This window comes from Halomonas sp. G15 (assembly GCF_021282295.1).
In the GTDB taxonomy this organism is placed as follows: Bacteria; Pseudomonadota; Gammaproteobacteria; order Pseudomonadales; family Halomonadaceae; genus Halomonas; species Halomonas alimentaria.
Genome location: NZ_JAJSPA010000006.1, coordinates 13,151 through 35,151, shown reverse-complemented (window position 1 = coordinate 35,151; position 22,001 = coordinate 13,151). Strand labels below are relative to the sequence as shown.

Below are 22,001 nucleotides of genomic sequence, written 5' to 3'. Positions count from 1 at the left end.
CGCTGCGGGCCGCCCAGGCGGCCCGCACCCAGCCCCTGCCGCGGAACGCCATGCTGCCTCCCTCGACACGTCGCCGCATCATCCTGCGCCTGGCCCTGCCGATCATCGCCGGCATGCTCTCCCAGAGCCTGATCAATCTGATCGATGCCGCCATGGTGGGCTCGCTGGGCGAGGTGCCCCTGGCCGGGGTGGGGATCGGCGGCTACGTGATGTTCATGATCACCGCCCTGGTGTTCGGACTCTCCTCCGGCGTGCAGGCCCAGACCGCACGGCGCCACGGCGAGCAGGCCTGGACCCGCCTGGCCATGCCACTCAATGCCGGTCTGGTCATCGCTGTCGGACTCTCGCTGCCCGTGACGGCACTCTGCCTGTGGCAGGCACCGGCGCTGATGGCGCTGATCAGCCAGGATACCGGGGTCAACGCCGAGGCGGTCACCTACTTCCGCTGGCGGGTGCTGTCGCTGGTTGCCGTGGCGATGATCTTCTGCTTTCGCGGCTACTGGAACGGCATCCAGCAGACCGGCCTCTACCTGCGCATTATCCTTGCGATGCATGTCATCAACGTGATGGCGAGCCTGGCTCTGATCTTCGGCTATCTGGGGCTGCCCGCCATGGGCGCCGCCGGCGCCGGCGCCGGCACTACCCTGTCACTGTTCGCCGGGCTCGCGATGTGGGCCTGGGCCAGCCTGCGTCATGCCCGGCCCAGCGGCTTCCTCGCCGGATTGCCCCGCCGCTTCACCTTCCTTACTACCCTGCGCCTGGCCGGCCCCCACTCCTTCCAGCAGCTGTGGTTCGCGGCAGGCTACGCGGTGCTGTTCTGGATACTGGGTCAGGTCGGCACCGCCAGCGTGGCGGTGGGACACGTGCTGGTGAATCTCTCGCTGTTGCTGATCCTGCCCGGTGTGGGGCTGGGAATGGCGGCCATGAGCCTGGTGGGCCAGGCACTCGGGCGTGAGGAGCACGGTGACGCCCACCGCTGGGGCTGGGAGGTGGTGCATCTCGCCTGGCTCTGCCTGGCGGTCATCGCACTGCCCATGGCGCTGTTTCCCGATGCCGTCCTCGCGCTCTTCCTGCATGACTCGGCCCTGATCGAGCTGGCACGGCTGCCGCTGCGCCTGACGGCGCTGATGATCGTGCTCGATGCCGCGGCACTGGTGCTGGCCCAGGCACTGCTCGGTGCTGGGGCCAACCGCACGGTAATGACCGCCACCCTGTCGCTGCAGTGGCTGCTGTTCCTGCCGCTGGCCTGGCTGGTAGGCGTCTGGTTCGAGCAGGGATTACTGGGCATCTGGTGGGTACAGCTCGCCTATCGCATCCTCAATTCGGTGTGGTTCGCGGCGATCTGGCAGCGTCGGCGCTGGCAGCGGCTCTGCGTGTAGGAATGCCCCCTAATTACTTTAAGTATAAAAACTATGAATATTTATTCTTTTAAATAATATGGTGCTCCGCGTATCGTGCATGGCCAGGCACTGCCACTTTCACTGCAGCAGGATGGCTGAATGTATCGCTACGATTCCCACGACCAGACCCTCGTCAACGAACGCGTGGCCCAGTTCCGCGACCAGATGGATCGCTATCTTGCCGGGCGCCTGAGCGAAGAGGAGTTCCTGCCGCTGCGGGTGCAGAACGGCCTGTATATCCAGCGCTATGCTCCCATGCTGCGTATCGCAATCCCCTATGGCATGCTGGCCGCCTATCAGCTGCGCAAGCTCGGTGACCTGGCCCGCGACTACGATCGCGGCTATGGGCACTTCACCACCCGCACCAACCTGCAGCTCAACTGGCCGAAGCTCGAGAGTGTGCCGGATATGCTCGCCGAACTGGCCAGCGTGCAGATGCACGCCATCCAGACCAGCGGCAACGACATCCGCAACACCACCACCGACCAGTTCGCCGGCGTCGCCGAGGACGAGGAGGTCGACCCGCGTCCCTGGTGCGAACTGATCCGCCAGTGGTCCACCTTCCACCCCGAATTCGCCTACCTGCCGCGCAAGTTCAAGATCGCGGTGACCGGTGCCGCCGAGGATCGCGCCGCGATCCAGGTCCACGACGTGGGCCTGCGCCTGTGGAAGGACGCCCAGGGCGAGGTACGTGTCAGGGTGCTGGCCGGCGGCGGCCTGGGCCGCACCCCGATGATCGGCGAGGTGGTCCGCGACGACCTGCCATGGCAGCACCTGCTCACCTACCTCGAGGCTCTGGTGCGGGTCTACAACCAGTTCGGCCGCCGTGACAACAAGTTCAAGGCGCGCATCAAGATCCTGGTCAAGGCCCTGGGCATCGAGGAGTTCCGCCGCCGCGTCGACGAGGAGTGGGCCCATCTCAAGGATGGCCCCCAGACCCTGACCCGGGAGAGCATCGCGCGGGTCGCGGCCCACTTCGTGGATCCCGAGCGCCGCCCGGTGGCCGAGGAAGCGATCGCACGCATCGAGTCGCTGCGCGGCGAGAATCGCGCCTTCGGCCGCTTCATGACCAACAATGTCCACGCCCACAAGGTGCCCGGCTACAAGGCGGTGACCCTGTCGCTCAAGCGCAGCGGCCACTCCCCCGGCGACGTCACCGCCGAGCAGATGCACCAGATCGCGGATCTCGCCGACGAGTACAGCTTCGGCGAGCTGCGCGTCACCCATGAGCAGAACCTGGTGCTCTCTGATGTGCCCATGGATCGTCTGGAGGCGCTGTGGCACGAGCTCGAGGCACTGGGCCTGGCCAATCCCACGGTGGGCACCCTGGCAGACCTCATCTGCTGCCCGGGAGGCGACTACTGCGCCCTGGCCAACGCCAAGTCGATCCCGGTGGCCCAGGCCATCCAGGAGCGCTTCGAGGACCTGGACTTCCTCTACGACCTGGGTCCGCTGGAGCTCAATATCTCCGGCTGCATGAACGCCTGTGGCCATCACCACGTGGGTCACATCGGCATCCTCGGCGTCGACAAGAAAGGCGAGGAGTGGTACCAGATCTCGCTCGGTGGCGCCCAGGGCAATGCCGCTTCGCTGGGAAAGATCCTCGGTCCCTCCTTCAGTCGCGAGGCGGTCCCCGGGGTCATCGACACTCTGCTCAAGGTCTACGTCAGCGAGCGCAGCGACGACGAGACCTTCCTCGACACCTACCGTCGCATCGGTCTCAAGCCCTTCAAGGAGCGCGTCTATGCCTGATCAGGCCCCCCACTCCGCAAGCCAACGCCCCTATCTCTTCCGCGGCCAGCCGGCCGTCGATGAGTGGCAGCTGATCCGCGAGGGCCACCCGGCGGATGGAACGCCGGCCATCGTGCCGCTGAGCCAGTGGCTCGAGGGCGAGCCTAGCGAAGCGCGCGCTCCCTGGCTTGCCGCCGACACCGAGCTCGATGACGCCCTGGCCGCCCGCCTCGCCGCGGCGCCGCTGGTCGCCATCGACTTCCCGAAGTTCACCGACGGTCGCGGCTACAGCCTGGCGCGGCTGCTGCGCGAGCGTCACGGCTATCGGGGCGAGATTCGCGCCATCGGCGATGTGCTGGTCGACCAGCTCTTCTTCATGCGCCGCTGCGGCTTCGACGGCTTCTCGCTGCGCGAGGACCAGTGGCTGGAGGACGCCCTGCGCAACCTGAACGTCTTCAGTCGCGCCTACCAGCCGGCGGTGGACCAGCCCGAGCCGCTGTTCCGGCGCCGCGAGCGCGAACGGAGCCAGGCGCGGAAAGAGGCTCCTGCTTTCGCTTGATAAAGCGAGCACTATTCTATCGCAGCCCCCTTGAGGGGCGACGGGGACAGGTCTGAAGGGGGTCCTACGCCAGGGATGGCGTCGGTAGCGCCCAGGGAGGGGTTCACAGCGCCCCCGTACAGACCTGTCGCCGGCAAAGCCCTGGCGCCAGATACTCCCCCGACGCTACCCCACTTCCTCCTTACCCCCGCCGCTTCTGTTGGCGTTCGCGGTTATCGACGCGGGCGCGTTCGCTCTTGCGCAGCAACACCCAGGTGGCCCCCAGGCCACCGTCGGCGGGCTGGGCGGAGACGAAGGCCTGCACCTCGAGAAACTGCGTGAGCCACTTGGCCAGGTAGGAGCGCAGCACGTTGGGCGGGCTGTCGATGGCCTGGCCGCGGCCATGCACGATCAGCACCGAGCGCAGGTCATGGGCGTAGGCCTCGTGGATAAAGGGCGTCAGGCTGCGCCGGCACTCCTCCAGCGGGCGGCGCAGCAGGTGCAGCCGCGCCTGGGCGGCATAGCCGCCGTGGCGCAGGCGATCCACCACGCCCTGCTGGATGCCGTCACGGCGATAGTCGAGGGGGTCGAAGGGCGGCACCAGGTCGACGAAGTCGTCCGAGAGGAAGCCGTGACCCTCCGGCTCGGCGGCGGCACTCTCGCGACGAGCCAGCTGTGCCTCACTTGGCGAGCGCGCAGAACGGCCGGTATCGGCGCGATCCCTGCCCCGGGTCAGCGGGCGTACATCCCCCATCAGCGCCTGGAAATCGAGGTCATTGCGTGCCGTCGGGTTCATGGCTCACCTCCATCGTCATGGGAAAGGCTATCCTAGCAGAGCCCAACCTCGCGTCGCGATGCCGGGGCATGGCAGGATGGGGCGACCGCAACGGCGAGACCTCCATGCGACTCCGACACCTGCTGACCACCACCCTTATCGGCACCCCCTTGGCAGTCGCTGGCTGGCTGTGGCTGACCATGCTGAGCCCCTTCACCTACGAGCGCCCCGACTATCTGGATCCCATCGGCGAGGGCCCCCATGAGGTCTTCGTCTATGGCACCCTGCGCGTGCCGCCGGTGCGCTGGATCGTGATCGGAGACCGGGTCGAGACCCGACCCGCCTACCTCGAGGACTGGCAACGGAGCGGGCTGGACCTCGAGCCGGCCCCCGGCGAGCGTGTGCCGGGCGAGGTATTGACCGTCGCTGCCGAGGAGCTTTCCCGGCTCGACCGCTACGAGCGGCTGGGCATTCGCTACCAGAGAGTCCGGCTCACCCTCGCCGACGGCAGCGAGGCCTGGGTCTATCGTCGCCTGCCCGAGGCCTCGCCGGCAGCGGCTTCTCCGTGAGCCACCCCGTCGCCCTTGCTACAATGCCGCGAACCGTCGCCAATTGGCCATCTTGCCGAGGAGCCCCATGACCCGGATTACCCTGCTGCACAACCCGCGCTGCTCGAAGTCACGCCAGGCCCTGGCCCTGCTCGAGGAGCGTGGTGTCGAGGTCGCGGTGCGTCGCTATCTTGACGAGCCCCTGGACGAGGCAGAGCTGCGCGCCCTGATCGACCGGTTGGAGAGCGGAGTGGAGCGCCTGGTGCGCACCAAGGAGGCCGAGTGGAAGGCCCTTGCCGCCGATGCCAGTGACCCGGAGCAGGTGATCCGGGCGATACTGGCCCACCCGAAGGTCATGGAGCGGCCTATCGCCGACGATGGCCAGCGGGCCATGATCGGACGCCCTCCCGAGGATATCCTTGCGCTGCTGGCGTGAGCTTCCCTTTCAATCCCCCGCTATCTGGAGCCTAGATGAGCGCTTCCCTGCCCTACGTGCTGATCCTCTACTACTCCCGGCATGGTGCTACCCGCGCAATGGCCGAGCGCCTCGCCGCCGGCGTGGAGTCCCTGCGTGGTGTCGAGGCACGCCTGCGCACCGTGCCGCCGGTCTCCGCTACCTGCGAGGCGGTGGACCCCGAGATTCCCGCCGAAGGGGCGGTCTACGCCAGCCTGGATGACCTGCGCCACTGCGCCGGCCTTGCCATCGGCAGCCCCACTCGCTTCGGCAACATGGCAGCTCCCCTGAAGCACTTCCTGGACGGGACCAGCGAGCTATGGCTGGGGGGCGCGCTGATCGACAAGCCGGCCACCGCCTTCACCTCGACCTCGAGCCTGCATGGCGGCCAGGAGGCGACACTGCTGACCATGCTGGTGCCGCTTCTGCACCACGGCATGGTCTATGCCGGCCTTCCCTACAGCGAGACCGAGCTGATGGAGACCACCAGCGGGGGTACGCCCTACGGTGCCAGCCACCTGGCCGGCAAGCGTAGCGACCTGCCCCTCGACGAGCATGAGCGCAGCCTGGCGTATGCCCAGGGACGCCGGCTGGCTCGCCTCGCCCTGGCGTTGTCCACGCTGCAGGAGAGCCACTCATGAGGGCCGCACTGGAGCGGATGGAGAAGGACAGGGGGCTCGATGCCCTGACCGCCAAGATGCGCCGGCTGGTGCTGGGCAGCTACGCCGCGCTGATGGCCTTGATGGTCTATCGCGGCATGCAGATAGAGGGCGACACCGGCCCGTTGGTGCCCATCGTCGCCTTCGTGCTGCCGCTGGTGCTCTTCCTGCCATCGCTGATCGGCCGGCGCCCCCGTGGCCATGCCTGGCTGGCCTTCGTCAGCCTCCTCTACTTCGCCCAGGGCGTGATGGTCGCCACCCTTCCCGGGCAGGGCCTGCGTGGCGTGGTCGAGGCGGTGGTGTCACTGGCGCTGTTTGCCGGCTGTACCGGCTATGCACGCTTTCGCAGCCGACAGCTGCGACTCGCCGCCAACGGCAGCTGAGCCGCGGACATGCTAGGCTTGGAGCGGCTTGATACACATCAAGCCGCTTGAGCCAATACTGACGAAAGGAGTTCGTGATGACCGTGACGTTCCGTCCCCTTGTCGCCCTCGGCCTGTCGGCCGCGCTTGCTCTGCCGCTCGCCGTCCAGGCCGCAGAACCCGAGGATGCCATCGACTATCGCCAGTCGGCCCTGAGTGTGATGGCTTGGCAGCTGGGTCCCATGGGCGACATGGCCCAGGGTGATATCGAGTATGACGCGGAAGAGTTCGCTACCCGGGCGAACAACCTGGCAGCCGTTGCCCATCTGCCCTGGGAAGGTTTCATGGAAGGCACGCTGCAGGGTGACGACCATGACGCCGAGACCGATGCCCTAGCCAAGATCGCCGATGACTGGGAAGGCTTCGAGGAGAAGCAGGAGACATTCAAGCAGGAGGCCGCCACCCTGGCCCAGATGGTCGAGGACGGCGAGGAGTTCAACGCCCTGCGTGGTCAGGTCGGTGCCGTGGGCAACAGCTGCAAGGGGTGTCACGACGATTTCCGTGCCGAGTAGTCATACCCAGACACCCACCTGGATGTGAATGCGACGGGGCGGCCTGAAGGCCGCCCCGTCGCATATTCGGCTCACGCGTACCACAGCCAGATCACCGGCAGGGCACAGATCACGCCCAGCACCAGAGCCATCCAGAGGCTTGCCACACGGGGTTGCAGGCCAGCGTCGGGTTCATCTTCGGGGCACCGCTCCAGTGCCTTGCGGCCGGTGATCATGGCGCCCACCAGCCGCTCTCCCTTCAAGCGATGGACCACCAGTGCCAACAGGTGGCCGGCGATCAGCACCACCAGCAGGTTGGCGTTGAGGTGATGGAGCGCCATGAGGATATCGACGGTATCACCGTCCACCCAGCCGTTCAGCGGCGCCTTGAAGAAGATATCATCGGTCATGAACAGACCGCTGACCGCCTGGAACGACAGTGACAGCAACATGACCAGGACCATGACGCCGCCCAGGGGGTTGTGGCCGGCGAACGCGGGCGGTCTGCCGCCGAGCAGGCGCCGCCCATAGTCGATCATGCTGCCGGGGGAGCGCAGGAAGCTGGCGAAGCGCGCATGAGGGCTGCCCAGCAGCCCCCAGAGCCAGCGAAACAGCAGCAGTCCCAGCAGCAGGTAACCCGCGCGGGCATGGATCTCGACCGGAAAGACGAAGGGCGCGCCCTCGGTTTTCATCGTGTAGAACGAGAGCCCCACAAGGGCCACCAGGGACCAGTGAAAAAGGCGAACCGGGATATCCCAAACCAACAGTCGAGTCATCTTGCCTCCCTGCATTTTTCAGATGAGTATCTTGTCATGAGCTGCCAAGGCGGTGGATTTGCCTTACCATAAATGGCAATGCTGGCCATCGCATCAGCCTACTGCCGGTAAGGAGTCTATCACCGTGTCATTACCGTATGCCTGGAAGGAAGCCGGGAAGCTTACCCTGCCCGTGATGTTCGGCTACCTGCCGCTGGGAGCCGCCTACGGGATCCTCGCCGTGGAGGTCGGCGTGCCCTGGTGGGCGGCGGTGATGATGTCGCTGGTAATCTATGCCGGCGCCGGCCAGTTTCTCGCCGTTGCGCTGCTCGCCGCCGGCGCCGGACTCATGGAACTGGCCGTGGCCACCCTGATGCTCAACTCCCGGCACCTCTTCTATGGTCTCTCGCTGCTCAAGCGCTTCCAGGGGGCCGGTTGGCGCAAGCCCTACCTGATCTTCGCCCTCACCGACGAGACCTACTCGCTGATCACCACCTTGCCGGCCGAGCGCGCCGGTGACCAGGCCCTGGCCTTCCGGGTCAGCCTGCTCAACCAGGCCTGGTGGGTGCTGGGCTCCATCGCCGGGGTGCTGGCAGGCACCACCCTGGCCTTCGACAGTCGGGGCATCGAGTTCGCCCTCACGGCGCTATTCATCGTGCTCACCCTCGAGCAGGCGCGCCGGCTGCGCCGCTGGTTGCCCTTCGCCATCGCCCTGTTCACCGGGCTGGGCGCCCTGCTGCTGCTGCCGGACCGTCACCTGCTGCTTGGCGCCATCGGCGCGGCCAGCCTGATCCTGCTGCTGCACTATCGTCTCGGCCGCAACCCGGAGGCCTGCGCATGAGCACTCCCTCACTGCTGCTGTTCATCGGCGTCTGCGCCCTGGCGACCTTCGCTACCCGGGTCATCCCCTTCGTGGCCCTGGCGAAGCATGCCGACCACCCGCTGATCCTGCACCTGGGGCGCTACCTGCCCCCCACGGTGATGATGATCCTGGTGATCTATGCACTGCGCGACTTTCGTCCGCTGCTCGACGGCCGGCTCAACGCCGGCGCCACCGGCTGGCCGATGATTGCGGCCGCGCTGATCGTCGCCCTCCTGCACCTTTGGCAGCGCAACGCCCTGCTCTCGATCATCGGCGGCACCGGTGCCTATATGGCCATGGTCCAGCTTGGCTGGATGGGATGAGAGTCCCGACGGGGTCGACACTATGTATGGCGCCAGAAAATGTTACCGCGCCGCAAAACAGGTGTTGAGCTGCGTCTTCGAAGCGGCGAACATGCACAGAGATTTCAGGAGAGCTCAGCACGATGACACGCAACATTGCCGATATCCGCCGCGACTATGAAGGCGGCCAGCTCGACGAGGCCCAGGTTACCGATGACCCCATGCCGCTGTTCGAGGAGTGGTTGACCCTGGCGCTGGAGAGCGAGGGCCTCGACGGCAACGCCATGACCCTGGCCACCGCAGACAGCCAAGGGCGACCCCACGCTCGAGTGGTGCTGCTCAAGGGCGTCGATGAACAGGGTTTCGTCTTCTACACCAACTACCACAGCCACAAGGGCAGTGAACTGACCAACGTGCCCCACGCCGCCCTGACCTTCTGGTGGCCGTCACTGGCTCGCCAGGTGCGCATCGAGGGACGCGTCGAACAGGTCAGCGAACAGGAGTCCGACGACTACTTCGCCAGTCGTCCCCGGGCCAGCCAGCTCGGCGCCTGGATCGCCACCCAGAGCGTGGTCATACCGGATCGCACCTGGATCGAGGAGCGTCAGGCACGCTTCGAGCAGGCCTACGAGGGTCAGCAGATCCCCCGCCCGGTGCACTGGGGGGGGTACCGCGTCATTCCCGAGATGGTCGAGTTCTGGCAGGGGCAGCCCAGCCGCCTCCATGACCGTATGCGCTACGAGCGCCGCGACGGCGACTGGCACCACTTCCGCCTCGCGCCCTGAAGCGCTTCCCGGACTGCTAGCTGCCTTGTCGATGCCGCCGCTGTGTGATCCCGCGGCGGCACGCAGGCGATTATCCCGGGATCCTCAGTCGGGCAGACTCTCCAGGCGGTGGCGCTGCCAGTCGCTCTCGGGTTCATTGAGGCGCAGCACCGCGTCGACTACCTGCTCCTCCATGTTGTAGCGCTGCTTGAAGCCCAGATGCTTCATCAGCGCACGCATGGGGTGATTGTCGACCATGATCTTGCCGATCATCTCCAGGGTGCCGACACTCTTGCAGTAATTGATCATCTTGTTCATCAGCAGGCTGCCGATGCCCAGGCCCTGCAGGTCGTCGCGGATGATGACCGAGAACTCGGTACGGATATTGTCGGGGTCGTTCCAGACCCTGACCACGCCCAGCATCTCCTTCCTGCCATCCTCCACCAGGTGCTCGGCGATAAAGGCCATCTGACGGTCGTAGTTGATATGCGAGAGCATCGACAGGTCGCGCTGGGTCAGGTCCGCCTTGTTGTGGAAATAGCGGAAGCGGATGCTCTCCTCGGAGAGCTGGCCGTGGAAGCTGGTAATCAGCGGCGCATCCTCTGCGCGAATCGGACGCACCTCGACTTCCCAGCCGTTCTTGAGCGTGACCCACTCCCTGAGCTCCTCGGGATAGGGCATGATCGCGAAGCGCGCCGGTTGGCCGAGATCCATGGCGAAGTCCACCGCCACCATGTCATCGCGATTGAGCAGCAACGGGTTGATCTCAAGACCACGCAGCTCGAGCAGGTCGCTGGCCATCTGCGACAGCTTGACCAGCAACTGACATAGCCTGTCGATATCGCGGCTCGGGTCGCTGGAGTGCTCGTGGATCAGGCGCGCCACATGGGTGTGCTCGATCGTGTCCTCGGCCAGGCGCATGTTGAGCGGCGGCAGCGCCACCTGGCGGTCGGCCAGGATATTGACCTTGTAGCCGCCGATGCCGAACACCACCACCGGGCCGAACACCGGATCGCGGGTAATGCCGGCGCACACCTGCATGGAGTGCTTGCCGCGCTGCATGGGCTGCAGGCAATACTCACGCACCTCGAAGGCGGGATATTTCTCGGCGATCTTCTCGCCCAGCAACTCGACCCCCTCTGCTACCTGCTGCGGCGTCCTCAGGTCCTGAAGCAGGCCGGCGGAGAGGCGGTGAGGATGCTTGCGATAGCGGAACGGTCGGCAGTTGCCCTCGTGGATCACCTTGAGGGCCATGCTGCCCTCGAACGCCTCCGCTGCCGCGGCACCCTCCTCCGCTGTCGTCACATAGCGCCGGGTCGCCACGGGAATGCCGTAGGCCTCCAGCACCTGGGCGGTCTCGGAGTGGGTCAACGTTTCGCGCCCCTCGGCCTTAACCGTCTCGATCAGCTTGCGGCAGCGGACACGACTCTCGCGGGTAGTTGAGAACGGCAGGCTCGGAGGCGTCTCCTGCAACAGCGCCTGGACGCGCTGGAAGTTCACCATGTGCATGAAGGCCTTCACCGCCTGCTCGGGCGACACATAGGTGGGGATCCCTGCCAGGTTGCATTCGTGGCGAGCCGAGAAGGCCTCTTCGAGGCCCATGAAGCTGGTCAACAGGTTGCGGCGGAACCGCTTGCGGTTGGCCACCAGCGCCTGGGCGGTCACCTTGGAAGGCGCCAGGCGAGTGGGGGCATGCACCACCAGCACCGCATCGACACCGGGATCCGCGGCGACGATCTCCAACGCATCCACCATCATTTCTGGCGTGGCGTTGCCGCCCAGGTCGACGGGGTTCTCGCCGGGCTTGCTGATATCCAGGCCGCCACTACGCAGGGCGTCACGCGTCTCCTCTCTGAAGTCCGCCAGCTTGCCGCCGGCGTTGATCAGCTTGTCGATGGCCAGCATCGCCGGCCCCAGGCCGTTGGAGACGATCGCCAGTCGGTCGCCACGCAGGGGCTTCATGCGTGACAGGGTCATCAGGGCGTCGAACAGCTCGTCGGAGTCATGCACGCGAACCACGCCGGCCCGGGAGAAGGCGGCATCGAACAGCTGGTCGCGGTTGGCAATCCCCGGGGTTGGCGGTAGCCCGGTGAGGTCGGACTCGGGGGTGCGCCCGCTCTTGATCGCCAGCACCAGACGGTTGCGTGAGGCATCGCGCAGCGCGGTCATGAAATGCTGGGCATCCATCACCTTCTCGAGATGCAGCAGGATTGCCTGGGTCGGCGAGTACTGGTTGATGTAATCCAGCAGGTCGGGAAGCATCACGTCGACGCTATCCCCCAGGGTGATCAGGTGGGAGAAGCCCACCCCGCGGCCCGCCGCCCAGTCGATCATCGCCGTGCCCAGCATGCCCGACTGACCGAGATAGGCGACCTTGCCGCGCTTGATGACCTGGTTGGCATAGGAGGCATTGAGGTGCCGTCCGGGGACGATCAGCCCCATGCACTCGGGACCCAGAACCCGTATGCCGGAGGCGCGGGCCGCCTCCAGCATGCGGCTGCGGATCGAGGCCTTGCCATCACGCTCCTCGTCGAGATGCGAGCCACCGGAGAGCACCAGAGCGGCGCGGCAGCCGAAGCTGCCTAGCCTGGCGATACGGCCCGGTACCGTCTCGACCGGTGAGCAGATCACCGCCAGGTCGGGCACCTCGGGGAGTTGGGAGACACGAGAGAAGGCCGGCTGGCCATGCACGCTGCTGTAACCCTTGGGGTTCACCGCCCAGATCGTGCCGGGAAACTCCCCCTCCAGCAGGTTACGGATGACGATGCCCCCCAGGGATTCCGACTTTTCCGAGGCGCCGATCACGGCGATGGTGCGAGGTTCGAAGAAGTGGCGGAGGAAACGGGTGCTCAAGGCAATCTCCCGGCTGTTGGCGCATGAATTGATGCCTACTGTGTACGACCTATTGACACTGTCTGGCAAGGGCTTGGCCCAAGTAAAGTGATCCCAGTCAGCACGGAGAGCGCCATGATCACCGGTTACATCACCCATCCCGACTGCCACCTCCACCATATGGGGCCGGAGCACCCGGAAAGCCCCCTGCGCCTGGAGGCGATCCGGGCACGCCTGTCCCTGTCGGGTACCCTGCAGCAGACCATGCAGTCGGAGGCGCGTCCGGCCACCGAGGAAGAGCTCGCCCTGGTCCATCCAGTGCGCCACCTGCGTGCCCTGGACAAGTGTGTGCCGGAGCAGGGGATCGTCACCCTCGACAGTGACACCATGATGAACCCCGACAGCCTCAAGGCGGCGCGTGTCGCTGCGGGGGCGGTGATCCGCGGCGTCGACCAGGTGTTTCGCCATCAGGCCGACAACGTCTTCTGCGCGGTGCGCCCACCCGGCCATCACGCCGAGGCCACCGATGCCATGGGCTTCTGCTTCTACAACAATGTCGCGGTGGGTGCCGCCCATGCCCGCAAGAAGTACGGCGCACGGCGCATCGCCATCCTCGATTTCGATGTCCACCAGTGCAACGGCACCATCGACATCTTCAAGGACGACACCGAGGTGCTGGTCTGCACCAGTTTCCAGTTTCCGTTCTATCCTTGGCGTTACCTGCGCAGCGAATGGCAGAACGTGGTCAACACACCGCTCTCCGCCGGCACCGACAGCGCCGCCTTCCGCAAGGCAATCGAGGATGACTGGCTGCCCGCCCTGCATCGTTTCAAGCCCGAACTGGTGCTGCTCTCCTCGGGTTTCGACGCCCACCGCGAGGACGAGATGGCCGAGCTCAACCTGGAGGACGAGGACTTCCACTGGGTGACCCATATGGCGCTGGAGATCGCCGAGCTATATGCCGATGGACGGCTGGTGTCGGTACTCGAGGGTGGCTATCACCTGGAGTCGCTGGGACGCTGCGTTGATGCCCATGTCAAGGCACTGCTGGGACTGCCCTTCGGCGATGGCGTTTCTGACGATCAGGAAACCGACACCGCCGGTGACCCGGGCAGCCGCGGCTGATCTTCCCGCACCGAGGCGGCGAATCTGCCGGCGCACGGGATAGCCGGCATCCGGTGGAGTTGTGATAAGCTCGGGAAAACCTGTTTCCTATAGTGAACTCGCGCCATGACAGAAACCAACGATCAGGATGCCGCCCTGCGCATCGCCTCCGGGCGCAAGCCCTTCGTCGAGCCGCTGCGACTCGGCGAACGCCTGCGCGAAATCCGCCTGGCCAACCAGTGGACGCTGGAAGACGTCAGCCAGCGTACTGGCCTTGCACGCTCTACCCTGTCGAAGATCGAGAACGACCAGATCTCGCCGACGTTCACCGCGGTTCAGAAGCTGATCAGCGGGCTCGGAATCGACCTCCCCCAACTGCTCTCGCCGCCTCGCCAGCAGGCGCGCACCACGGGGCGGCGCGACCTGACCCGACGCGGCCATGGCGAACTGCACCCGACACCGACCTACGAGCACGAACTGCTCAGCTGTGAACTGGCCCAGAAGCGCATGATTCCCTTCAAGACCATCGTGCGGGCACGACGCTTCGAGGAGTTCAGCGAGTGGGTCCGCCACGACGGCGAGGAGTTCCTGATGGTGCTGGAGGGCGAGATCCTGCTGTATACCGAGTTCTACGAGCCGCTGCAGCTGGAGACTGGTGACAGCATCTACTTCGACAGCGCCATGGGCCACGCGCTGGTCTCGACCAGCGACGAGGATGCCGTGGTGCTGTCGGTGTGTACCCGGGGCGAGGCCGCCTGATCAGGCCTTCTCCCGCCGCCGGTCGCCGGGCCGCCTGGCCGGAATGGCGTCCAGTTCGAGGCGCCGCTGGGCATGGATCGCCTGGAAGTGGCGTCCCTTGGCCCGGGCCACCAGCATGACGCCGAAGCGCTCCGCCAGCTCCACCCCCTTCTGGGTCACCCCGGAGCGCGACACCAGTACCCCGATTCCCATCTGGGCCACCTTGATCACCATTTCCGAGGTGAGCCGGCCGGTGGTATAGAAGATATCCGCCCCATCAGTCTCGCTCTCCCCCAGCCACTGGCGCCCCGCCAGGGTATCCACCGCATTGTGGCGCCCCACGTCCTCCACGAAGTCGAGCACCGAATCCTGGCGACACAGGGCGCAGCCGTGTACCGCCCCGGCGCTGCGGTAGGTCTCGTTATGGGCGCCCAGGTTCTCGAGCAGGGCATAGAGCACCGACTGGCGAACCGGGGTATCCGGCAAGGGTTGCCGGGGCACCGCGTCCAGAATGCGACCGAACACCGTACCCTGGCCACAGCCGGTGGTAACGGTGCGATGCCCCAGACGCTCGTCGAGGTCCTCGGGAAGATGCCGGGTGACCACCGCGGCGGCTTCCACCTCCCAGTCGACATGCACCGCTTCCAGGTCCTCGCGTCGCTCGAGCAGGCCCTGATTGCGCAGGTAACCCACCACCAGCGCTTCGGGGTCTGCCCCCAGGGTCATCAGGGTGACGATCTCGCGCTTGTTAAGATAGAGAGTGAGCGGCCGCTCGGCGGCGATCGCCTGACGGCGCGGGTCGCCATACTCGTCGAGGACCTCGATCTCCAGGGTGGCGGGCAGGCGGGCACGGCTGAGGCTGATCGGTGGCATCCGGTGCGGGCTCCTGAAATACGTTGATGGGTCATGATGGCATTGCCGATACTGAAAGTCTTTAATGCACTTACCCTCGTCCGAGAGACCTTCGATGACAGCCTTAACCAACCACCGCAGCGTGAGTCTCGCGCTGGGTGAAGAAACCACCCGTATCAAGGGATTCGTCTCGCGTCGTCACTTTATCAGCGAACTGACGCCCGGGGATGGTGGCCCCTGGACGCTGACCCTGCAGCTCACCATGACCGAGCGCGCCGCCTACCGTTTCAACCTTACCTCCGACACCCCTCGGCTCTTCGTGCGCTGCGGCGACGCCGGCGGCTCCCCCACTCCCTCGGCGATCACTGCCAGTCAGGACGTCGCCGCCAGCTGGATGGACGGCGAGCAGCAGGTGCTGGACGTGGCGATGCCAGTGGCGATCCAGGCCTGGCTCGAGGCCTACCTGGCCCGCCACGGCGAGGCACCCGAGGAGGGACGCAAGAAGAAGCGCAAGGGCGCCGGGCGCGCCCGGGAGATGACGCCATGAGCCGCTTCGAGCGCTGGTCGCGCCGCAAGCTGGGGGAAGAGGTACCGGACGAGCCCGACCGGGAGCCTGTAGCACGCACCTCCGAGCATGCCGGGGACGAGTCCGCCGGTGAGACGTCGCAGGACATGGCAGTCGAGCCCGAGGGACTGGCGCCCGGCAGCCTCGACCACACCCTGCCCGATCCCGACGACCTGCCGGCCGGGTCTGACTTTACCGCCTACCTCAAGGAAGGCGTCAGCGGCCAGCTGCGCCGGCGCGCCCTGCGTCGCCTGTGGACCTCAGGCAACTACGGGGTCCGTGATGGGCTCGATGACTACGACGAGAACTATCGCGAGGTGCTAAAGCCGCTCGCCCGGGATGTGGCGGAGCAACTGCGGCGCTGGACCCGTCCCAGCGAGGAGGCCCCCGAGGCGACGGAGGGCGCGGAGAGCGAGCTGCTCGCTGAGGCGACACGGCCGGCCGAGGAGCAGCGTGACGAGAGCCATGATGACGACGCTCAGGCCACCCCGCGACACGAGACCGACGCAAAGAATCGATTAGACGAAGAGGCAATTGGAGGCGATAATAAATTTAGTTAATGCTGATTTTTCAATGTTCACCAATAACGACAACAAGCACGACACCACTACCGTGAGGCCGCATGACATCACCCATTGACGCCGTGACCGTGGACGACGCTGCCAACCGCAGCGCCCGCGAGGCGGCTCGGCAGCGCGTTTCCTGGCCGGTCAACCTGACCCCCGCCAGCGTCACCTACGAGAGCGCCGGTCACGCCCTGCTCCTGGGCGACGAGATCAGCGTCCGCCTGGCCGCTCAATGCCTGCAGGGGCAAGGGCTTTCCGCCATCGCCCTGCTGATCACCGAGCCAGCCGCCGCCGATACCGGCCTCGACGACGCGCAGGTCGAGGCCCTGCTGGAGAGCACCCGACGCCTGCCCTGCCGGACCCTGTCGCCCACGCAACGCAGCCAGTTGCGTATCGAGGGCTACCTGGGGCGGTTCAGCGTTGGCCTCCACAGCCCGGATGAGCGGCTCGACCTGACGCTGCCGCTGTTCGGTCGTCAGCATGCCGACCTGATCCTCGACCTGGGTCGCTCACCGGCCCTGGAACTGGAACTGCCACCCCCCGGGTATCGTCACCTCGCCTGGGGAGACGCGGAGTGCGATACGGCCCTGGACGAGTTCGCCGAGCTGGTCGGCGAGTTCGACAAGCCGCGCTACTTCCAGATCAACGCCGACCTCTGCGCCCACTCCGCCTCGGGCAATGTCGGCTGTACCCGCTGCCTCGAGGTCTGCCCCGCGGACGCCATATCCAGCCACAAGGGTCGCATCGAGTCGCGTATCGAGATCGCCCCCTACCTCTGCCAGGGTGTGGGCAGCTGCTCCAGCGCTTGCCCCACTGGCGCCATCCAGTTCCGCCTGCCGGAACCGGCACGTCAGCAGGAGGCCCTGGCCAGCTGGCTGGACGCCTATCGCCAGGCCGGCGGCAGCGTGCCGGTGATGCGCTTCGTCGAGGCCGGCGACCTGGAAGTCGAGGATGAGCCGGCCGGCTGTGTGCTGGACGTCCCGCTGGAGGAGCTGGGCAATGCCGGCCACGACCAGTGGCTCACCGCGCTGGCCGCCGGGGCCGCCGAGGTGCGTATCCAGGTGCATCCCGAGTTGCCACCCACGCTGTCCGCCTTCATCGATGACCAGATCGCCCAGGCCCAGGCGCTGTTGGCGGCGCTGGGTCACGAGCCAGGCCGCATCAAGCGCATCCAGCGCGGCGATGGTGCCGCCCGTGATGCCTTGCCGGAGTACCTGCCGCTCAGCGAAGAACCTCTCGAACTATCTGCGCAGCCCAAGCGGGAGCGCTTCGAGGAGGTGCTGGCACGCCTGACGGCACTCGGCAAGGCCGACGGCCAGCGCCACCCCATGCCATCCGGTGCCGCCTACGGCGGGCTCCAGATCGACCGCGACGCCTGCACGCTCTGCTTCGCCTGTGTCAGCAATTGTCCCACTCCGGCCCTGGCCAGCGGTGACGAGACCCCGCTGCTCAGCTATCGCGAAGCCGATTGCGTGCAGTGCGGCCTGTGCGTGGAGGCGTGCCCCGAGGATGCCATTCACCTGGTGCCCGGCTTCCTGGCCGATGCCAGCCGTACCCAGCGCCAGGCTCGTCACGAGGAGCCGCCCTTCTGCTGCATTCGCTGTGGCAAGCCCTTCGCCAGCGCAAGCACCATCGCCACCATCAAGGCGAAACTGGCCGAACACCCCTACTTCGCCGGCGACGCCGCGGCGCGACTGGAAATGTGCGAGGACTGTCGCGTCAAGGATGTGTACCAGGGCATGGTCCGCGACCCCGAATCCCAACTGAAGGTATGACGCCATGAGCCAGGAGATGGATCAGGAGGTGCTGGCCACGGAGGCAGGGCCGGATGAGCAGGAAGCGCTGCGCGCTGACCTTTACCGCCTGCTTGCACGCCTGATACGCGAACCCGTCGATGACGAGCTGCTCGCCTGGCTCGCCAGACTCGAGCTCGAGGATGATGTCGAGGAGAACCGTGACCCCGTCGCCGCGGCACTGGCGAGGCTCTCCCACGCCGCCGGCGGCGCCACCCCGAGCGAGCTCGAGCGCGCCCATTTCCGCCATCTGGTGGGCGTGGTCCAGGGCGAGATCACTCCCTACGCCTCCTGGTACCGCAACGGCGAGCTGATGGACCAGGCGCTGGTGACGCTGCGCGAGGACCTGCGTCGACTGGGCTTCATGCGCAGTGAGTCCAGCCACGATCCCGAGGATCACCTGGCCGCGCTGTTCGAGATCATGGCCATGCTGATCGAGGACCACGCGGCGGAGACCGCCGCTTTCTTCATGTCGCACCTCGCACCATGGACTGAGCGTTGTCTGGACGATCTGGCCCGAGTCGACACGGCCTTCTATGCTCGAACAGGAGAGCTCGGGCAGGCCTTCATCGCCCGCGAGCGCAGCCAGCTGGCCGCAGAGGCGGAGCGCTCCCCGGTCAAGATCATCGAGCCCTGACCCGCCAGGCATCAAAAGAACAAGGCCGACCGACGGCCACAACAAGAATGATGAGAAAAATGAGAGAGGAGAACACCATGCGCACGACAAGCAACCCGGAGCGCCGGCGCTTCCTGAAGACCCTGGGCGCCGGCACCGCCGCGGCGGGTGCCGCTGCCGCCGTGGGCCATGTGACCCTGGTCCAGGCCGACACCGCGGAGAAGGCTGCCCCCGAGAAGGCCGACAGCAACTACCACGAAACCCCCCATATCCGGGCCTACTACGCCACCCTGCGTGATTGACGGCCGCCAGCGAGGAGAGAGATGTCATGCGTCTGACTCGTAAGACACAGTCCCAGCGGCCCCAGGGCCTGGGCATTTCACGTCGCCAGTTCCTCAAGCGGAGCGGGGCGACCACCGGGGGCCTGGCCGCCGCCGGTTTCATGGGCACGCCGATGATGCGCCGTGCCGAAGCCGCCGAGAAGACGGCATATTCCGACGCCCCGGTGGAGACCAAGCGCACCGTCTGCTCACACTGCTCGGTGGGCTGCGGCGTCTATGCCGAGGTCCAGGAAGGGGTCTGGACCAAGCAGGAGCCGGCCTTCGATCACCCGATCAACCGCGGCGCCCACTGCGCCAAGGGCGCGTCTCTTCGTCAGCACGGTCACTCCAGCCGCCGCCTCAAGTACCCCATGAAGCTGGTGGGGGGCGAATGGCAGCGCATGAGCTGGGAGGACGCCATCGAGGAGATCGGCGACAAGGTGCTCCAGCTCACCGAGCAGCATGGCCCCGACAGCATCTACTGGCTGGGCTCGGCCAAGTTCAACAACGAACAGGCCTACCTGATGCGCAAGTTCGCCGCCCTGGCCGGTACCAACAATACCGACCACCAGGCGCGCATCTGCCACTCCACCACCGTGGCCGGCGTGGCCAACACCTGGGGCTACGGGGCGATGACCAACTCGCTCAACGACCTCCAGAACAGCAAGTCGATCATGTTCATCGGCTCCAACCCCAGCGAGGCGCATCCGGTAGCCATGCAGCATATCCTGCTGGCCAAGGAGCGCAGCCAGGCGCAGATCATCGTCGTCGACCCGCGCTTCACGCGTACCGCCGCCAAGGCCGACAGCTATGTACGCATCCGCCCCGGCTCCGACGTGGCCTTCATCTGGGGCCTGCTGTGGCACATCTTCGAGAATGGCTGGGAAGACCGCGAGTATATCGACCAGCGCGTCTACGCCCTGGACGAGGTGCGCGAGGAGGTCGCCAACTTCACGCCCGATGAGGTCGAGCGTATCACCGGTGTGCCCGAAGCGCAGATGTACGACACCGCCCGCCGCCTGGCAGAGAACCGCCCGGGCTGCATCGTGTGGTGCATGGGCGGCACTCAGCACACCACCGGCAACAACAATACCCGGGCCTACTGCATCCTCGAGCTGGCACTGGGCAACATCGGCAAGTCCGGTGGCGGCGCCAACATCTTCCGCGGCCACGACAACGTCCAGGGCGCCACCGACCTGGGCCTGATGTCCCACTCCCTGCCCGGCTACTACGGTCTGGCCGAAGGCGCCTGGAAGCACTGGGCACGGGTCTGGGATCTCGACTACGAGTGGCTGAAGGGCCGCTTCGACCAGACCGAGTACTCGGACGGCCAGCCGATGTACACCAACGGCATCACGGTGTCGCGCTGGGTCGACGGGGTACTCGAGGACGACGAGAACATCACCCAGCGCACGCAGCTCAAGGCGATGTTCTACTGGGGCCATGCGGTCAACTCCCAGACCCGCGGCCCCGAGATGCAGAAGGCCATGCAGCAGCTGGAGATGATGGTCATCGTCGACCCCTACCCCACCGTGGCAGGCGTCATGCATGGCCGCCAGGACGGTGTCTACCTGCTGCCGGCGGCGACCCAGTTCGAGACCACCGGCAGTGTCACCGCCACCAACCGCTCCATCCAGTGGCGCGACAAGGTGATCGACCCGCTGTTCGAGTCCAAGCCCGACCACGAGATCATGTACCTGCTCTCGCGCAAGCTGGGCTTCGCCGACCAGCTCTTCAAGAACATCGAGGTCAAAGGCACCGAGCCGGTGATCGAGGACATCACCCGCGAGTTCAACGCCGGCATGTGGACCGTGGGCTACACCGGCCAGAGCCCGGAGCGTCTCAAGGAGCACCAGCAGAACTGGCACACCTTCAGCTTCCGCGACCTCAAGGCCGAGGGCGGTCCCGCCGACGGTGACTACTACGGCCTGCCCTGGCCCTGCTGGGGCAACGCCAAGATGGGCCACCCCGGCACCCCGATCCTCTACGACACCAGCAAGAAGGTCTCCGAGGGTGGCCTCACCTTCCGCGCCCGCTTCGGCATCGAGCACGAGGGCGAGAACATCCTCTCCGACGGCTCCTACAGCGCGGGGTCCGAGCTCGAGGATGGCTATCCCGAGTTCACCGCCGACATGCTCAAGGACCTGGGCTGGTGGGAGGACCTGACCGAGGAGGAGAAGGCCGAGGCCGAGGGCAAGAACTGGAAGACCGACCTCTCCGGCGGCATCCAGCGCGTGGCCATCGCCCACGAGTGTGCGCCCTTCGGCAATGCCAAGGCACGCTGCAACGTCTGGACCTTCCCCGACCCGATCCCCAAGCACCGCGAGCCGCTGTATACCAGCCGTCGCGACCTGGTCGAGGACTACCCGACCTGGGACGACGTCGCCTCCCACTACCGCCTGCCGACGCTCTACAAGAGCATCCAGGAGCAGGATGTGACCGGGGACTACCCGATCATCCTCACCTCCGGACGCCTGGTGGAATACGAAGGCGGTGGCGAGGAGACCCGCTCCATGTCCTGGCTCGCCGAACTGCAGCAGGAGATGTTCGTCGAGATCAACCCGGCGCTGGCCAACGACCTGGGTATCGCCGAGGGCGACGACGTCTGGGTCGAGGGTGCCGAGGGCGGCCGCGTGCGGGTCAAGGCACTGGTGACCAACCGCGTCGCCCGTGAGGTGGTGTTCATGCCCTTCCACTTCGGCGGCATGTTCCAGGGTGAGAGCCTGCACGACGTCTATCCGGAGGGCTCGGCACCCTATGTGCTGGGCGAGGCGGCCAATACCGCCACCACCTACGGCTACGACAGCGTGACCCAGATGCAGGAAACCAAGTGCACCCTGTGCCGCATCGAGCGCGCCTGACGCCTGACCAGACACGCGTTGCGGGCGCGGCCCGCACCGCGACAAGGAGACAA

General features: G+C 66.2%; 23 protein-coding genes. 19 read left to right on the top strand and 4 right to left on the bottom strand.

The window, feature by feature from the left end:
* Positions 1–50 precede the first annotated feature (50 nt).
* From LWH48_RS04750 to LWH48_RS04740, 3 genes are all read left to right on the top strand, one after another.
* On the top strand, positions 51–1,379 hold the full coding sequence (locus LWH48_RS04750) for an MATE family efflux transporter (protein ID WP_232911600.1): 1,329 nt from the start codon (positions 51–53) through the stop codon (positions 1,377–1,379).
* A 120-nt stretch (positions 1,380–1,499) separates the two neighbouring features.
* On the top strand, positions 1,500–3,152 hold the full coding sequence (locus LWH48_RS04745) for a nitrite/sulfite reductase (RefSeq protein ID WP_232911598.1): 1,653 nt from the start codon (positions 1,500–1,502) through the stop codon (positions 3,150–3,152).
* A complete protein-coding gene (locus tag LWH48_RS04740; RefSeq protein ID WP_232911597.1) occupies positions 3,145–3,690 on the top strand; it encodes a DUF934 domain-containing protein in 546 nt (181 codons plus the stop codon). The genes LWH48_RS04745 and LWH48_RS04740 overlap by 8 nt, the downstream gene beginning before the upstream one ends.
* A 181-nt stretch (positions 3,691–3,871) precedes the next feature.
* On the opposite strand, the gene smrA is transcribed toward LWH48_RS04740, so the two are convergent.
* Positions 3,872–4,465 carry a DNA endonuclease SmrA gene (gene smrA, locus LWH48_RS04735; protein WP_232911596.1) on the bottom strand — a complete coding sequence of 198 codons (594 nt, stop codon included), beginning with the start codon at positions 4,463–4,465 and terminating at the stop codon, positions 3,872–3,874.
* A 104-nt stretch (positions 4,466–4,569) separates the two neighbouring features.
* On the opposite strand from smrA, the gene LWH48_RS04730 reads away from it, so the two are divergent.
* The 5 genes from LWH48_RS04730 to LWH48_RS04710 all read left to right on the top strand — a co-directional run bounded on the left by LWH48_RS04730 (position 4,570) and on the right by LWH48_RS04710 (position 7,039).
* Positions 4,570–5,013 carry a gamma-glutamylcyclotransferase family protein gene (locus tag LWH48_RS04730; protein WP_232911595.1) on the top strand — a complete coding sequence of 148 codons (444 nt, stop codon included), beginning with the start codon at positions 4,570–4,572 and terminating at the stop codon, positions 5,011–5,013.
* Between the two features lie 67 nt (positions 5,014–5,080).
* A complete protein-coding gene (gene arsC, locus LWH48_RS04725) occupies positions 5,081–5,428 on the top strand; it encodes an arsenate reductase (glutaredoxin) (protein WP_232911594.1) in 348 nt (115 codons plus the stop codon).
* Between the two features lie 35 nt (positions 5,429–5,463).
* Positions 5,464–6,087 carry an NAD(P)H:quinone oxidoreductase gene (wrbA, locus tag LWH48_RS04720; RefSeq protein WP_232911593.1) on the top strand — a complete coding sequence of 208 codons (624 nt, stop codon included), beginning with the start codon at positions 5,464–5,466 and terminating at the stop codon, positions 6,085–6,087.
* Positions 6,084–6,488, top strand: a complete 405-nt coding sequence (locus LWH48_RS04715) for a DUF2069 domain-containing protein (RefSeq protein WP_232911592.1) — start codon at positions 6,084–6,086, stop codon at positions 6,486–6,488. Before wrbA ends, LWH48_RS04715 begins: the two co-directional genes overlap by 4 nt.
* Before the next feature lie 77 nt (positions 6,489–6,565).
* Complete coding sequence (locus LWH48_RS04710) at positions 6,566–7,039, top strand: c-type cytochrome (protein ID WP_232911591.1); 474 nt, start codon at positions 6,566–6,568, stop codon at positions 7,037–7,039.
* 71 nt (positions 7,040–7,110) lie between these two features.
* Here the strand turns inward: LWH48_RS04710 and LWH48_RS04705 are convergent, their stop codons facing one another.
* Entirely contained in the window at positions 7,111–7,794 is a 684-nt protein-coding gene (locus LWH48_RS04705; RefSeq protein WP_232911589.1) for a cytochrome b/b6 domain-containing protein, read from the bottom strand.
* Between the two features lie 124 nt (positions 7,795–7,918).
* Between LWH48_RS04705 and LWH48_RS04700 the strand changes: the two genes are divergently transcribed.
* From LWH48_RS04700 to pdxH, 3 genes are all read left to right on the top strand, one after another.
* Positions 7,919–8,614 (top strand): AzlC family ABC transporter permease, encoded by a 696-nt coding sequence (locus LWH48_RS04700; RefSeq protein WP_232911587.1) that lies wholly within the window; start codon positions 7,919–7,921, stop codon positions 8,612–8,614.
* Complete coding sequence (locus LWH48_RS04695) at positions 8,611–8,958, top strand: branched-chain amino acid transporter permease (RefSeq protein WP_232911585.1); 348 nt, start codon at positions 8,611–8,613, stop codon at positions 8,956–8,958. The genes LWH48_RS04700 and LWH48_RS04695 overlap by 4 nt, the downstream gene beginning before the upstream one ends.
* A 122-nt stretch (positions 8,959–9,080) precedes the next feature.
* Positions 9,081–9,722 (top strand): pyridoxamine 5'-phosphate oxidase, encoded by a 642-nt coding sequence (gene pdxH / locus LWH48_RS04690; RefSeq protein WP_232911584.1) that lies wholly within the window; start codon positions 9,081–9,083, stop codon positions 9,720–9,722.
* Positions 9,723–9,806: 84 nt separating this feature from the next.
* Here pdxH and LWH48_RS04685 read toward each other — a convergent pair whose 3' ends face one another.
* Complete coding sequence (locus tag LWH48_RS04685; RefSeq protein WP_232911583.1) at positions 9,807–12,554, bottom strand: bifunctional acetate--CoA ligase family protein/GNAT family N-acetyltransferase; 2,748 nt, start codon at positions 12,552–12,554, stop codon at positions 9,807–9,809.
* A gap of 114 nt (positions 12,555–12,668) precedes the next feature.
* Between LWH48_RS04685 and LWH48_RS04680 the strand changes: the two genes are divergently transcribed.
* Together LWH48_RS04680 and LWH48_RS04675 are read left to right on the top strand one after the other, a co-directional pair.
* Complete coding sequence (locus tag LWH48_RS04680) at positions 12,669–13,658, top strand: histone deacetylase family protein (RefSeq protein ID WP_232911582.1); 990 nt, start codon at positions 12,669–12,671, stop codon at positions 13,656–13,658.
* A gap of 105 nt (positions 13,659–13,763) precedes the next feature.
* Positions 13,764–14,396, top strand: coding sequence for a helix-turn-helix domain-containing protein (locus LWH48_RS04675; protein ID WP_161432109.1), 633 nt, complete (start codon positions 13,764–13,766; stop codon positions 14,394–14,396).
* Here LWH48_RS04675 and LWH48_RS04670 read toward each other — a convergent pair whose 3' ends face one another.
* Complete coding sequence (locus LWH48_RS04670) at positions 14,397–15,248, bottom strand: formate dehydrogenase accessory sulfurtransferase FdhD (protein WP_232911581.1); 852 nt, start codon at positions 15,246–15,248, stop codon at positions 14,397–14,399.
* 94 nt (positions 15,249–15,342) lie between these two features.
* On the opposite strand from LWH48_RS04670, the gene LWH48_RS04665 reads away from it, so the two are divergent.
* The 6 genes from LWH48_RS04665 to LWH48_RS04640 all read left to right on the top strand — a co-directional run bounded on the left by LWH48_RS04665 (position 15,343) and on the right by LWH48_RS04640 (position 21,948).
* Positions 15,343–15,774 (top strand): DUF3305 domain-containing protein, encoded by a 432-nt coding sequence (locus tag LWH48_RS04665; protein ID WP_232911579.1) that lies wholly within the window; start codon positions 15,343–15,345, stop codon positions 15,772–15,774.
* Positions 15,771–16,352, top strand: a complete 582-nt coding sequence (locus LWH48_RS04660; protein WP_232911577.1) for a DUF3306 domain-containing protein — start codon at positions 15,771–15,773, stop codon at positions 16,350–16,352. The genes LWH48_RS04665 and LWH48_RS04660 overlap by 4 nt, the downstream gene beginning before the upstream one ends.
* Positions 16,353–16,414: 62 nt before the next feature.
* Positions 16,415–18,133, top strand: a complete 1,719-nt coding sequence (locus tag LWH48_RS04655; protein WP_232911575.1) for a 4Fe-4S dicluster domain-containing protein — start codon at positions 16,415–16,417, stop codon at positions 18,131–18,133.
* A gap of 4 nt (positions 18,134–18,137) precedes the next feature.
* The gene (locus LWH48_RS04650; RefSeq protein ID WP_232911574.1) at positions 18,138–18,788 is read left to right on the top strand and encodes a TorD/DmsD family molecular chaperone; all 651 of its coding nucleotides are present in this window, start codon (positions 18,138–18,140) and stop codon (positions 18,786–18,788) included.
* A gap of 77 nt (positions 18,789–18,865) precedes the next feature.
* A complete protein-coding gene (locus LWH48_RS04645) occupies positions 18,866–19,069 on the top strand; it encodes a twin-arginine translocation signal domain-containing protein (protein ID WP_161432104.1) in 204 nt (67 codons plus the stop codon).
* 26 nt (positions 19,070–19,095) lie between these two features.
* On the top strand, positions 19,096–21,948 hold the full coding sequence (locus LWH48_RS04640) for a molybdopterin-dependent oxidoreductase (protein ID WP_232911572.1): 2,853 nt from the start codon (positions 19,096–19,098) through the stop codon (positions 21,946–21,948).
* The last annotated feature ends 53 nt before the right edge of the window (positions 21,949–22,001 follow it).